The following is an 11719-nucleotide window of genomic DNA, read 5'->3' on the forward strand; positions in this document are numbered from 1 at the left end:
CTGCGGCCCGTCACGGTAGGTTTTGCAGACAATGCGCTACGTGACGGCTCCGAAGGGGCGGTTTCCGGGCGCGACGCGTGCAGGGAGGACCGCATCGTGGTGCAGGGCTCCGTCCTCGATCCCGACCTGGGGGATCACGTGTGCCTGCCGTTCGAGGACCGGCGCGAGCGGATGGCGGCGACGAGGGCGTTCACGGTGAACGGCTTGCGCCGCCGTACCAAAGTGATGATCATCACCCATGCCGAGAGCCCCGAGCGGACGCGCGGGTGGCTGGGGCCGCTCGTGCCGGGGCTGGCCGACGCCGAGTCGGCCGGGCAGGTCGAGATCCTGGCCTGCGCCGAGACCCACTTCACCGACGGCCGCCTCGACCCCGACCGGGTGCTCAGGAAGCTGACCGACGCCAAGGACAGGGCGCGCAAGCACGGCCAGCACGGCGTGTACGCCCTGGTCGACGCGTCCTGGGGAGCATGTGACGCGGGCGGGCAGGCGGCGTTCGAGGCGGCGGCCAACGAGCTGTTCGGCGAGCGGTGGCTGGCGGCCGTCTGCCAGTACGACCGCACCCTGTTCGCCCGCGAGGCCATCGAGCGGGCCATGTCCGTGCACCCGGTCGCGCCCGAGCAGGCGCTGCTCCGCTTCGCCAACGAGCCGCGCGGGCTGCGGGTCTGGGGTGACGTCGACCTGACCAACAGGCAGGCGTTCGCGTCGTTGCTGGGGCGGCTGGAGAAGGAGCCCGGGGAGGTCGTGATCGACGCCTCCGATCTCTCGTTCATCGACGCCGGCTCGGCGCAGCTGCTGACTCTCACGGCCATGGCGCGGCCCCGTGGGTCCACCGTGGTCGTCTGCGGCGACTCCATGGCCAGGGTGCTCAGGCTGATCAGGGCGGACGAGTTCATCACCGTTCGCCGGGTGGGCGATGCGTAGACAGGTGCTGTGCGCGAGTTTCGCGCGCGGGCGCATCACGCTCCTTCGCAAGGCGGTCGCCGAGCACGCCGCCTACGAAGGGCTGAGCGGACGGCGCCTGGAGGACTTCGTGCTCGCGGTCAACGAGATCACCACCAACGCCGTGGTCCACGGCGGAGGGTACGGGCGGCTGCGGCTGTGGTCGCACGGCGGGCGGTTGTGGTGCGAGGTGACCGACGAGGGGCCGGGACTGCCCGCGGGGTGGATGGGCGACACGCGGCCGCCCGCGGGGTTCGAGTTCCGCGGGCGGGGGTTGTGGTTGACGCGCATGCTGTGCGAGCACATCACGATCGTGTCCGGGCCAGGGGGCACGACCGTGACGTTCGCCGCCCTCTGCACCGCCGTGGAGCGCTGATCAGGAGTGGGCGGCCGAGACCCAGGAGGCGTGCAGGTCGGCGTACACTCCCGGCTCCTTGACCAGCTCGGCGTGCGGCCCGCGCTGCACCAGACGGCCGGCGTCGAAGACCAGGACCTCGTCGGCGTTCTCGGCGGTCGACAGGCGGTGCGCGATCGAGATGGCCGTACGGCCCCGCGTGACCCCCTCCAGCGCCCGCGCGAGCCGCACCTCCGTCGCCGGGTCCACCGCCGAGGTGGCCTCGTCCAGCAGGAGCAGGTCGGGGTCGGCGAGATAGGCGCGCGCCAGCGCGACGAGCTGCCGCTCTCCGGCCGAGAGCGACTCGCCGCGCTGGCCCACGGGTGTGTCCAGGCCCGCAGGCAGGCCCTCCAGCCAGTCGGCCAGGCCCAGCTCGGTCATCGCGAGCTCGATCTCCTCGGTGGTGGCCGACGGCTTGCCGTAGCGGATGTTCTCCTCCAGCGTCCCGTCGAACAGGAAGCCGTCCTGCGGCACCATGACGATCCGCTCGCGCAGGGAGGAGAAGCGCACGTCGCGCAGGTCGCTGCCGTCCACCGTGACCCGTCCCGATGCCGGGTCCATGAGGCGGGTCAGGAGCTTGGCGAACGTGGTCTTGCCCGACCCCGTCTCCCCCACCACGGCGATCCGGGAGCGCGGCGGGATCTCCAGCGTGACCTCGCGCAGCACGGGGGCGCCGCCCGGATAGGAGAAGTGCACGTCCTCGAAGGCGACCGAGATGGGACCGCGGGGCAGCTCCACGCCCTTGTCGCCGGGGTCGGCCACGTCGGGCGGGGTGTCGAGGACGCCGAGGATGCGGCGCCAGCCGGCGACCGCGTTCTGCGCCTCGTTCAGCACCTCGGTGGCGGTCTGCAGCGGCGAGACGAAGAGGGTGACCAGGAACAGGAACGCCACCAGCTGCCCCTGGGTGATGTCCCCCGACAGGCCGAGCCGGACGCCGAGCAGCACGATCCCGGCGATGGCGACGGCGGCCACGATCTCCGTCAGCGGGAAGACGAAGCCGACGATGGTCTGCGCCCTGACCTGGGCGCTCCTGTTGGCGTTCACGGCGTTGTCGATGCGCTCGGCGGTGCGGCGCTCGGAGGCGTACGCCCTGATGACGGCGGCACCGACGACGGACTCGCTGACGGCCGCGAGCATGTCGCCGGTGCGCTCCCGCACGACCGTGTACGCCCGCGACAGCAGCCTCTGGAAGCGCGGCAGGGCGATCATGAGCGGGACGAAACAGGCCCAGACGAGCAGCGTGAGCTGCCAGGAGTAGACGAACATCAGGACGGTGGCCACGAGCAGCTGGCCGAACGCCACGATGATCATCAGCCCGCCCCACTGCATGAAGTTGCTGATCTGGTCGATGTCGTTGGTGACGCGCGAGACCAGCGCGCCGCGCCGCTCGGTGTTCTGGGTGAGCACGGACAGGTCGTGCACGTGGCGGAAGCCGCGCACGCGCAGGGTCGCGAGGGACGACTCCGTCGCCTTGTAGAGGCGGACGTTCATGATGTACGCGGCGACCGCCGTGAGCAGCACGGCCACCGCGCACACCAGGACGGCCCCGGTGATGTAGGGAATGTCCGGAGCGCCGCCCTTGAGGCCCGTGTCGATCGTCTGCTGGACCGCGATCGGCACGATGATCTTGCCGGTGGTCGCGACGACGGCCAGCGCCAGCGTCCCCGCCAGCCCTTTGCGGAACTCGGGGGTGAGCGAGAGCCCCTGACGGATCGTCTCCAGCGCGGAACGTTCGGAATTGCCCTGAATGCTCTGCGCCGTCATGCGCTGACCTCTTCTCCTTCGACCGTCACGTCCATGGCGGCGCGCTCCGCCTCCTCGCGCTCGTACGCGGTCACCAGGTTGCGGTAGCCGGCGCAGCGCTTGAGCAGCTCCTCGTGTGTCCCTCGGTCCACGACGCGGCCGTGGTCCAGGTAGACGACCTCGTCGGCCAGGGCGATCGTGGCCATCCGGTAGGCGACGACCACGACGGTCGACGCCTCGGCGGCGTCCCGCAGCCCGTAGAGGATCTTGGCCTCGACCTGCGGGTCCACGCTGGAGGTGGCGTCGTCGAGGATGAGCAGGCGCGGCCGGCGCACGACGGCGCGGGCCAGCGCGATGCGCTGGCGCTGGCCGCCGGAGAGCGATGCGCCGCGCTCGCCGACCCGGGTGTCGAGCCCGTCGGCGAGCCTGGCGACGAACCCGTCGGCCTGGGCCAGCCGCAGGGCGGCCCACACGTCCTCGTCGCCGGTCTCCAGCCCGAGCGCGATGTTGCCGCGCACGCTGTCGTCGAACAGGAACGTCTGCTGCGGCACCAGCGCCACCGACTCGGCGATGCCGCCGTAGGCCAGCTCGCGCAGGTCCACGCCGTCGAGCAGCACGCGGCCCGCGTCGGGGTCCACGAGCCTGACCAGCAGCTGCACGAGCGTGGACTTGCCCGAGCCGGTGGGCCCCACCAGCGCGACGGTACGGCCTGCGGGCACGTCGAAGCTCACGTCGTGCAGCACCTCGGCCTCGCCGTAGGCGTACGAGACGTCGCGGACCTCCAGCGCCGCCGGGGCGGACGAGGTCGTGACCGCCTGCCCGTACTCCATGGAGCCGGTCGCATCCAGCACGGCCTGCACCCGCTGCCAGCCGACGACGCTGCGCGGCAGCTCGGCCAGCACCCAGCCGAGCGCCCTGATCGGGAAGGCCAGCAGCGTGAACAGGTACGCCACCTGCACCAGGTCGCCGGAGTCGATGGAGCCGCCCGACAGCCGCAGCGCGCCGACGGCGAGCACCGCGAGCACCCCGATCGTGGGCAGCGCCTCCAGCATCGGGTCGAACAGCCCGCGCACGCGCCCGACGGCGATGTTGGCGTCGCGCAGCTCGTGGGCGCGCCGCCGGAACCGGTCGGTCTCCAGCTCCTCCCTGCCGAGCGTCTTGACGACGAGCGCGCCGTCGAAGCTCTCGTGCGCGATCTCGCTCACCTCGGCGCGCAGCTGCTGGGCGCGGGTGGCGAGCGGGCTGAGCTTGCGCTGATAAATCAGGTTAAGTACGGCGATAGCCGGAAAAATCAGGAAGCCCACCAGCGCGAGCATGAGGTCGGTGAACACCATCGCGATCGCCGCGGTGAACAGCATGACGATCACGCCCACGGCCATCGGCAGCGGCGCGAGCGGCGCCCAGGCGGCCTCGGCGTCGGCGCTGGCGTTCGAGAGCAGCTGGCCGGTCGGGTGCTGATGGTGCCAGGACAGCGGCAGCCGCAGGTACTGCTTGGTCACGTCCCTGCGCGACCTGGCCTGCATGCGGTACTGGATGACCCCGGCGAGGATGCGCCGCCCGGCCACGCCGAACGACTTGAGCAGCGCCGCGCCGAGGATCAGCAGCGTTCCCGTCCACAGCGCTCCCGAGGCGACGTTGCCCTGGGCGAACGTGGGCAGCACCACGTGCTGCGTCGCCCAGCCGAGCGCCCACGCGGAGCCCACGGTCATGCCCCCGTAGACCGCGCTGGCCAGGACCGCCAGCGCGAACAACGCCTTCTCCGTACGAATGGCCACCCCAAGGACACGGAGTCCTTGACGCATCACGGCCGAGGTGACCTTCGTCGCCACGCGGAAATGATCCCTTCAATCTGCCATATCTGCCTAAGTCCCTATCACGCCAGATCCGTACGTTATTCCCGCGGGTAGGGTTGCCCATGTGACACACGCTCGCGACGAACGCACCGCGCTGTGCGACCTGTTCGACCGCCTCGGCCCCGACGCGCCGACGCTCTGCACGGACTGGAGCACGTACGACCTGGCCGCCCACCTGGTGCTGCGCGAGCGCCGGCCCGACGCGATGGGCGGCATCGCGATCAAGCCCCTGGCCGGCTACACCGCCTCCGTGCAGAACGGTCTCAAGGCCAGGCACCCCTATCCCGAGCTGGTCGGCATGGTGCGCAAGCCGGGCGGCGTCTACGGGCTGCTGCCCTCCCTCGACGAGGCCGTCAACACGCTGGAGTTCTTCGTCCACCACGAGGACGTCCGGCGCGCCCAGCCGGAGTGGGAGCCGCGCGAGCTCTCCGACGACCTCGAGCGGCTCATCTGGAAGCGGGTCGCCTCGGGCGCCCGGCTGATGCTGCGCAAGGCGCCGGTGGGCGTGGTGCTGCACCGGCTCGGCGGCGGCGTGGCGCTCGGCGGCCCCCGCGGCGGCGCCAAGGTCGAGGTGACGGGGCGGGCCGGCGAGCTGCTGATGTTCTGCTTCGGGCGCCAGCGCCACGCCCGGGTCGAGCTGACCGGCGACCCCGAGGCCGCCGACCGGCTCCGCGACGCCTCTCTAGGCGTATAGCCGCTCCCCCGGCTCTAGGTGTACAGCCGCTCCCCGACGGAGGCCTGGGCCAGCCGGCGCAGCGAGGCGATCAGCGTGTCGCCCACCGAGGTTCCGATGATCACGATCTCCACCGCGTGCTCGCGGTCGGTCACGTCGCCGACGAGGCTGACGTCGATCTCGGCGATCTGCTCGGCGGCCTCGGCGTAGGAGCCCAGCACGTCGAGCATGTCCTGGCGGCCGACCTCGTCGAGGGTCGCCAGCACGCCGACGGCCGTACGGTAGGCGGGGTCGCCGGTCCTGATCCGCCAGCCCCGCTCGGTGAGCAGCTCGTGCAGGCGGCGCTCCGCCCTGTCCTTGTACGGCCCGGGCCGCGGCTCCTTGGCCTGGGTCACGGTCTTCTGCGCCGCGCCGAGCAGGTCGAACGCCTCGAGGTCCGGATTGTCGATTCGCGCGATCAAGTCGCGGAGGACCGCGATGGACAGCCCGCCGTACTCGACGAGGGCGCGTACGAGCTTGAGCCTGCGCACGTGCTCCTCGGTGTAGTCGGCCTGGTTGCGGCCGGTCGGCTGGCCGGGCGCCACGAGGCCCTCCCGTATGTAGTACTTGATCGTCGGGACCGGGATACCGGTCGACTCGCTCAGCTCCGCCATGCGCACGCTTTCACAACCCCCTCTTGCCGGATATGGATAGCTTAGCTATAGATAGTGAGAAGTAGTGCTATCCACTATCCGCTCAGGAGGCCCCCATGCTGCGATGGCACCGCCCACTCCTGCTCTTCACCGCCGCCATGGCCGCGCTGAGCCTGGTCTTCCTCGTCCTCGTCTTCGTGGACGGCCGCACGCTCGACGGCCTCCCGATCTGGATCAAACCCCTGAAGTTCACGATCTCGTTCACCCTGTACGCGTTCACGTGGGCCTGGCTGCTCTCGCTGCGCCACCGGGCCGGGCGGGTGAGCTGGTGGGCGGGCACCACCCTGGTCGTGGCCGGGCTGGGTGAGGTCGCGCTCATCGCCTTCCAGGCGGCCCGCGGCCGGCACAGCCACTTCAACGAGGCGACCCCGCTCGACCGGTCGATCTGGATCGCCATGGGCGTCACGATCGGCCTGCTCATGCTGGCCAACCTGGTCGCCGCGGCCTTCTTGATCAGCGGACGCCAGACAGACCGCGTGAGCACCTGGACGGTCCGGCTCGGCCTGGTCGTCTCCACGCTCGGCCTGGCCTCCGGCGGCCTGATGGTGACCGGCGTGCCCGGGCAGACGTGGGCCGAGGACTTCGCCGGCGCCCACAGCGTGGGCGTGGCCGACGGCGGTCCGGGACTGCCCGTGGTCGGCTGGAGCACCATCGGCGGCGACCTGCGCGTTCCGCACTTCGTGGGCATGCACGCCCTGCAGCTGCTCCCCCTGTTCGCGCTGCTGCTCGCGGCCCTGTCCGCGCGTTTCGCCGTCCTGCGCCGCGAAGAGGTGCGGCTGCGCCTGGTGGTCGTCGCCGGCCTCGCCTACGGCGGCCTGTTCCTCCTCATCCTGTGGCAGGCCCTGCGCGGCCAGCCGCTGATCCGTCCCGACGCCGCGACCCTGGCCGTGCTGGGCGTCCTGGTCGTCACCGCACTCGGCGCGGCCGCGCTCGCGCTCCGCCCCAAGAGAGAGGCCGCCCCATGACCTCGTTCCTGTTCGACCTGAGCTTCTACGTGGCCGCGCCGTTCTGGGCGCTGATGATCCTGGCGCCCACCTGGCGGCTCACCCGCCTGATCGCCGGCTCACCCCTTATCGTGCTGCCCGCGGTGGCCGTCGAACTGGTCCTGCTCGTACCCCTGTTCGGCGAGTTCTGGCCGGTGGTGACCCGGCCCTCGCTGGAGGGGCTGCAGGAGCTGGTGACCAGGCCGGAGGCCCTGACCGCACTGTGGGCGCAGATCATCGCCTGGGACCTCTTCCTCGGGCGGTGGATGTACCTCGACAGCCGCGAGAGGAGCATCCATCCGCTGGTCATGGCCCCGACGCTGATCTTCACGATCTTGCTGTCGCCGATCGCGCTGCCGATCTATCTGGTGATCCGTCTCCCCTATCGCAGAAATACCGGCGCGGTAGGGGCTCACGCCTGAGTTCTAACCCGTACCATGGCAGAGGAAAGAAGCCCCCCGGTTATGATCATGAACATCTTCACAGAAGATGCCAGTGATCGCCCAGATCCGGGTATATACGGCTGGGAATGGACTGCAGGAGGCCCCCATGCAGGTCAAGAAGGTGCTCACCTACGTGGCTGTCGCGTTCGTGGTGTTCTACCTTTTCACCAAGCCGGCCCAGGCTGCGGCGGCGGTCAACGGAGTGTTTGATGGAATTCTCCAGGGCGCCAACCAACTGGCTGTCTTCTTTACCAATGTTCTGACCTGACGCGAGGTCCTGTCTGCGTCAGGTGCTTCCCCGCGCCGCCGGATCGTGTTACGCAGGCAGGATGAGAGATCGCCCGAGCGGCACCAAGATCAATCAGCTCGATCCGAATGCGCGGCGGATCCTCGAGCGAGCTGAGCTCGAGGGCATCGAGCTGATCCGTTTTCTCTACGCCGACCACGCTGGCGTGATCCGGGGGAAGGCGGCATCCCGGTCACGGCTGGCCGAACGGCTCAGCACGGGCATCGGGCACACGGTGGCCATGATGGCGATGAACATGCTCGACCAGCTCCAGGAGGTCGAGCACCTGGGTCCGGTGGGCGAGGTGCGCATTCTTCCCGACCCCACCACCTATGTCCCGTTGCCGCACGCCCCCGGCGCGGCGGCGATGCTGTCGGACCTGTGCCTGCCCGACGGCACGCCCTGGGGGGCCTGCCCGCGCACCTTCCTCAAGGAGGCCGTGGCCGAGCTGGCCGCCGCAGGTTACTCGCTGGTGGCCGCGTTCGAGCCGGAGTTCACCCTCGGCCGCCGCCTGCCGGACCCGGCCGGCGGCCCCGACCGGCTGGTCCCGCTCGACGACTCGCTCTGCTACGCGAACGCCGGATTCGACACTGCCCACGACTACACGATCAAACTCATCCACGCCCTGGAGCAGCAGGGGCTCCGGGTCGAGCACTACCATCCCGAGCTGGGGCCGGGACAGCAGGAGCTGTCCATCCGCCACGCGCCCGCGCTGCGCGCCGCCGACAACCACGTCCTCTACCGCGAGACCGTGCGCGGGGTCGCCCTGCGCATGCAGATGTGGGCGACGCTCGCCCCCAAGCCGCTGGCCGACCAGGCGGGCAACGGGGCTCATCTGCATCTGTCGCTGTGGAAGGAGACGCGGAACGTCTTCGCCGAGGAGAGCGAGGTGCGTGACGGGTTCATCGGCGGCCTGATCGCCCACCTGCCCGCCCTGACGGCGCTGACGTGCGGGAGCGTCAACAGCTTCCGGCGGCTGGCGCCCCGCATGTGGTCGAGCGCGTACGCGGTCTACGGGCCCGACAACCGGGAGGCGGCGGTCCGCGTGTGCTCCCCGCTCGGCGAGAGCGGCGAGCCGAACCTGGAGCTCAAGCCGTCGGACTCCGCCGCCAACCCGTACCTGGCGCTCGGGGCCGTCATCCACGCGGGCCTGGACGGCATCCGCCGCAAGCTGGACCCCGGACCTGCCGTGGACGTGGACCCGGACACGCGGCCCGGCCAGTACACGCGCCTGCCCTCGTCGCTGGAGGAGGCGCTGGACGCGCTGGAGGCGGACGAGGTGCTCATGGAGGCGCTGGGGCCGCTTCGGCGCAGCGCGTACCTGGCGGTCAAGCGCTCCGAGGCGGCGGCGTTCGCGGCCAAGGACGTCGCCTACGAGCTGTTCCACCACATGCGGGTGTTCTGAGGGGCACGCCCGGCGCGCCGCCTGGCCGATGGGTGGACGGCGCCCACCCATCGGGGGGGCGGTCAGCGGACCGAGTGGCCCGCCAGGCGGAGCGTCTCCTTGACCTCGGAGATCTTGAGCGTGCCGAAGTGGAACACCGAGGCCGCCAGCACCGCGTCGGCGCCCGCCGCCACCGCCGGAGGGAAGTCCTCCAGGCGGCCGGCGCCGCCGCTGGCGATCACCGGGACCCGCACCGCGGCACGCACCGCGCGCAGCATCTCCAGGTCGTAGCCGTCGAGCGTGCCGTCACCGTCCATCGAGTTGAGCAGGATCTCGCCCACGCCCAGCTCCTCGCCGCGCGCCGCCCACTCCACCGCGTCGATGCCGGTGCCGCGCCGCCCGCCGTGCGTGGTCACCTCGAACCCGCTGGCGGTGCCCGGGGCGCGCCGGGCGTCCACGGACAGCACGATGCACTGGGCGCCGAACCGCCGGGACGCCTCGGTAAGCAGCTCGGGCCGGGCGATGGCGGCCGTGTTGAGCGCCACCTTGTCGGCCCCGGCGCGCAGCAGCCGGTCGACGTCCTCGACCGCGCGGACGCCGCCGCCGACGGTCAGCGGGATGAACACCTGCTCGGCCGTCCGGCGCACGACGTCGAGCATGGTCTCCCGCTCGCCGGACGACGCGGTGATGTCGAGGAAGGTGAGCTCGTCGGCGCCCTCCTCGTCGTAGCGCCTGGCGAGCTCGACGGGGTCGCCGGCGTCGCGCAGGTTCTCGAAGTTGACGCCCTTTACCACGCGCCCGGCGTCCACGTCGAGACAGGGGATGACTCTTACGGCTACGGTCATGCTCGAACAGCCTCGATTTCGATCTCGACCAGCATCCGAGGGTCGACCAGTCCGGCCACCCTCACTCCAGTGCAGGCGGGGCGCACCTTTCCGAAGACCTCGCCGATGGCCTGGCCCACGAGGTCGAAGTGGCGCTGCTCCACCACATAGTAACGGACCATGACCACGTCCTCGCAGGTCAGGCCGCCTGTCGTGACGGCCTCCAGCGCGATGTCGATCGCGGTCAGGCTCTGCCTGTAGGCGTCGCCCAGATGGCGCACCTCTCCGCCGACCGTGGCCGTGCAGCCGGACACGATCACCCGATCACCCGCGACGACTGCGCGGGCGTAGCCGTACCTCTCCTCCCAGATGCCGCCGGAGAACACCCGCGATCCGGTGCTTTCCATGCCGAAGATGCCAACGCTCATCTCGCCCCCTCCCGGCAAGCGCTACACGCGTACTGCGGCAAGCGCGTCTTCCAGTGTGAACGCGTGAGCGTAGAGAGCCTTGCCCACGATGGCCCCTTCGAGTCCGTCGGGGACGAGTGTGGCGAGTGCGCGCAGGTCATCCAGGGAGGAGACGCCGCCGCTGGCCACGACCGGCCTGCCGGTGCGGGCCAGGATCCGGCGGTAGAGGTCGAGGTTGGGGCCCTGGAGCATGCCGTCCTTGGTCACGTCGGTGACGACGTAGCGGGGACAGCCGTCCGACTCGAGCCGGTCGAGCACCTCCCACAGGTCACCGCCGTCCTCGGTCCAGCCCCGGGCCGCCAGCGTGGTGCCGCGCACGTCCAGCCCGACCGCGATCCTGTCGCCGTGCTCGGCGATGACCTTCCGGCACCACTCGGGGTTCTCCAGCGCGGCGGTGCCGATGTTGACCCGGCGGCAGCCGGTGGCCAGCGCGGCGGCCAGGGAGTCGTCGTCACGGATGCCGCCGGACAGCTCCACGTTCACGTCGAGCCGGCCGATGACGTCGGTGAGCAGGTCCCGGTTGCTGCCCCGGCCGAACGCGGCGTCGAGGTCGACCAGATGGACCCACTCGGCGCCCGCCTCCTGCCAGGCCAGCGCGGCGGCGAGCGGCTCGCCGTAGCCGGTCTCGGTGCCGGCCTCGCCCTGCACCAGGCGTACGGCCTGGCCGTCGGCGACGTCCACGGCGGGCAACAACACGAGCGACATTCAGGTCCTCCGGTCGAAAGCGAGGGTCAGGACAACGGGCGCGAGCAGCAGCGAGAAGACGAACACGCCGAAACTGAGGAAGATGGACCTCCACAGCAGCCAGACGATCGCCTGCACGAACAGGAAGCCCAGCCCGAGCGCGACGTTCTGGGCGCGGTGGCGGCGGGCGATCAGGCCGCCCTGGCGGTAGAACCGCACCGGGCGCGGGATCAGCCTGGTCAGGAGCGCGCGGCGGCGCGCCCTGCGCGCCTGCCGCTCCTCGTTGGCCCGGATCGCGCGCGCCCGCTCCGCCTCCCGCTCGGCCCGCCGGCGCGCACGCTCCTTGCTCATGGG

14 protein-coding genes are annotated in these 11719 nt (G+C 71.0%); 7 read left to right on the top strand and 7 right to left on the bottom strand.

Features of this window, described 5'->3' with window-relative positions:
- Positions 1-96 precede the first annotated feature (96 nt).
- Positions 97-921: an MEDS domain-containing protein gene (locus tag AB0H84_RS05270; protein ID WP_357598409.1), complete on the top strand. Its 825-nt coding sequence runs from the start codon at positions 97-99 to the stop codon at positions 919-921.
- Positions 914-1315, top strand: a complete 402-nt coding sequence (locus tag AB0H84_RS05275; RefSeq protein ID WP_357598412.1) for an ATP-binding protein — start codon at positions 914-916, stop codon at positions 1313-1315. Before AB0H84_RS05270 ends, AB0H84_RS05275 begins: the two co-directional genes overlap by 8 nt.
- Here AB0H84_RS05275 and AB0H84_RS05280 read toward each other — a convergent pair whose 3' ends face one another.
- Together AB0H84_RS05280 and AB0H84_RS05285 are read right to left on the bottom strand one after the other, a co-directional pair.
- Complete coding sequence (locus AB0H84_RS05280; protein WP_357598415.1) at positions 1316-3097, bottom strand: ABC transporter ATP-binding protein; 1782 nt, start codon at positions 3095-3097, stop codon at positions 1316-1318.
- Positions 3094-4878 carry an ABC transporter ATP-binding protein gene (locus AB0H84_RS05285; RefSeq protein WP_357599642.1) on the bottom strand — a complete coding sequence of 595 codons (1785 nt, stop codon included), beginning with the start codon at positions 4876-4878 and terminating at the stop codon, positions 3094-3096. The genes AB0H84_RS05280 and AB0H84_RS05285 overlap by 4 nt, the downstream gene beginning before the upstream one ends.
- A 115-nt stretch (positions 4879-4993) precedes the next feature.
- On the opposite strand from AB0H84_RS05285, the gene AB0H84_RS05290 reads away from it, so the two are divergent.
- Entirely contained in the window at positions 4994-5623 is a 630-nt protein-coding gene (locus AB0H84_RS05290; protein ID WP_357598418.1) for a TIGR03085 family metal-binding protein, read from the top strand.
- A 14-nt stretch (positions 5624-5637) separates the two neighbouring features.
- Here AB0H84_RS05290 and AB0H84_RS05295 read toward each other — a convergent pair whose 3' ends face one another.
- On the bottom strand, positions 5638-6255 hold the full coding sequence (locus AB0H84_RS05295) for a MerR family transcriptional regulator (RefSeq protein WP_357598420.1): 618 nt from the start codon (positions 6253-6255) through the stop codon (positions 5638-5640).
- Positions 6256-6350: 95 nt separating this feature from the next.
- Between AB0H84_RS05295 and AB0H84_RS05300 the strand changes: the two genes are divergently transcribed.
- The 4 genes from AB0H84_RS05300 to AB0H84_RS05315 all read left to right on the top strand — a co-directional run bounded on the left by AB0H84_RS05300 (position 6351) and on the right by AB0H84_RS05315 (position 9411).
- A complete protein-coding gene (locus AB0H84_RS05300) occupies positions 6351-7259 on the top strand; it encodes a hypothetical protein (protein WP_357598423.1) in 909 nt (302 codons plus the stop codon).
- Positions 7256-7699: an ABA4-like family protein gene (locus tag AB0H84_RS05305; RefSeq protein WP_357598426.1), complete on the top strand. Its 444-nt coding sequence runs from the start codon at positions 7256-7258 to the stop codon at positions 7697-7699. The genes AB0H84_RS05300 and AB0H84_RS05305 overlap by 4 nt, the downstream gene beginning before the upstream one ends.
- Before the next feature lie 127 nt (positions 7700-7826).
- Positions 7827-7988: a hypothetical protein gene (locus AB0H84_RS05310; protein ID WP_357598428.1), complete on the top strand. Its 162-nt coding sequence runs from the start codon at positions 7827-7829 to the stop codon at positions 7986-7988.
- 61 nt (positions 7989-8049) lie between these two features.
- Positions 8050-9411 carry a glutamine synthetase family protein gene (locus AB0H84_RS05315; protein ID WP_357598431.1) on the top strand — a complete coding sequence of 454 codons (1362 nt, stop codon included), beginning with the start codon at positions 8050-8052 and terminating at the stop codon, positions 9409-9411.
- 62 nt (positions 9412-9473) lie between these two features.
- On the opposite strand, the gene hisF is transcribed toward AB0H84_RS05315, so the two are convergent.
- From hisF to AB0H84_RS05335, 4 genes are read right to left on the bottom strand one after another with little or no spacing between them, the layout of a single operon-like run.
- Positions 9474-10235, bottom strand: coding sequence for an imidazole glycerol phosphate synthase subunit HisF (gene hisF / locus AB0H84_RS05320; RefSeq protein WP_357598434.1), 762 nt, complete (start codon positions 10233-10235; stop codon positions 9474-9476).
- The gene (locus AB0H84_RS05325) at positions 10232-10642 is read right to left on the bottom strand and encodes a Rid family hydrolase (protein ID WP_357598437.1); all 411 of its coding nucleotides are present in this window, start codon (positions 10640-10642) and stop codon (positions 10232-10234) included. The genes hisF and AB0H84_RS05325 overlap by 4 nt, the downstream gene beginning before the upstream one ends.
- A 21-nt stretch (positions 10643-10663) precedes the next feature.
- The gene (priA, locus tag AB0H84_RS05330; protein WP_357598439.1) at positions 10664-11386 is read right to left on the bottom strand and encodes a bifunctional 1-(5-phosphoribosyl)-5-((5-phosphoribosylamino)methylideneamino)imidazole-4-carboxamide isomerase/phosphoribosylanthranilate isomerase PriA; all 723 of its coding nucleotides are present in this window, start codon (positions 11384-11386) and stop codon (positions 10664-10666) included.
- On the bottom strand, positions 11387-11716 hold the full coding sequence (locus tag AB0H84_RS05335) for a hypothetical protein (protein WP_357598442.1): 330 nt from the start codon (positions 11714-11716) through the stop codon (positions 11387-11389).
- Between the last annotated feature and the right edge of the window lie 3 nt (positions 11717-11719).

It is taken from the genome of Nonomuraea sp. NPDC050786, from assembly GCF_040654115.1.
In the GTDB taxonomy this organism is placed as follows: Bacteria; Actinomycetota; Actinomycetes; order Streptosporangiales; family Streptosporangiaceae; genus Nonomuraea.

Excerpts from the sequence above, each read along its gene's own strand:
- AB0H84_RS05315 (WP_357598431.1), top strand. The coding sequence starts at position 8,050 with ATGAGAGATCGCCCGAGCGGCACCAAGATCAATCAGCTCGATCCGAAT.
- AB0H84_RS05275 (WP_357598412.1), top strand. The coding sequence starts at position 914 with ATGCGTAGACAGGTGCTGTGCGCGAGTTTCGCGCGCGGGCGCATCACG.
- AB0H84_RS05300 (WP_357598423.1), top strand. The coding sequence starts at position 6,351 with ATGCTGCGATGGCACCGCCCACTCCTGCTCTTCACCGCCGCCATGGCC.
- AB0H84_RS05280 (WP_357598415.1), bottom strand. The coding sequence starts at position 3,097 with ATGACGGCGCAGAGCATTCAGGGCAATTCCGAACGTTCCGCGCTGGAG.
- AB0H84_RS05295 (WP_357598420.1), bottom strand. The coding sequence starts at position 6,255 with ATGGCGGAGCTGAGCGAGTCGACCGGTATCCCGGTCCCGACGATCAAG.
- priA (WP_357598439.1), bottom strand. The coding sequence starts at position 11,386 with ATGTCGCTCGTGTTGTTGCCCGCCGTGGACGTCGCCGACGGCCAGGCC.
- AB0H84_RS05305 (WP_357598426.1), top strand. The coding sequence starts at position 7,256 with ATGACCTCGTTCCTGTTCGACCTGAGCTTCTACGTGGCCGCGCCGTTC.
- AB0H84_RS05285 (WP_357599642.1), bottom strand. The coding sequence starts at position 4,878 with ATGCGTCAAGGACTCCGTGTCCTTGGGGTGGCCATTCGTACGGAGAAG.
- hisF (WP_357598434.1), bottom strand. The coding sequence starts at position 10,235 with ATGACCGTAGCCGTAAGAGTCATCCCCTGTCTCGACGTGGACGCCGGG.
- AB0H84_RS05325 (WP_357598437.1), bottom strand. The coding sequence starts at position 10,642 with ATGAGCGTTGGCATCTTCGGCATGGAAAGCACCGGATCGCGGGTGTTC.
- AB0H84_RS05335 (WP_357598442.1), bottom strand. The coding sequence starts at position 11,716 with ATGAGCAAGGAGCGTGCGCGCCGGCGGGCCGAGCGGGAGGCGGAGCGG.
- AB0H84_RS05310 (WP_357598428.1), top strand. The coding sequence starts at position 7,827 with ATGCAGGTCAAGAAGGTGCTCACCTACGTGGCTGTCGCGTTCGTGGTG.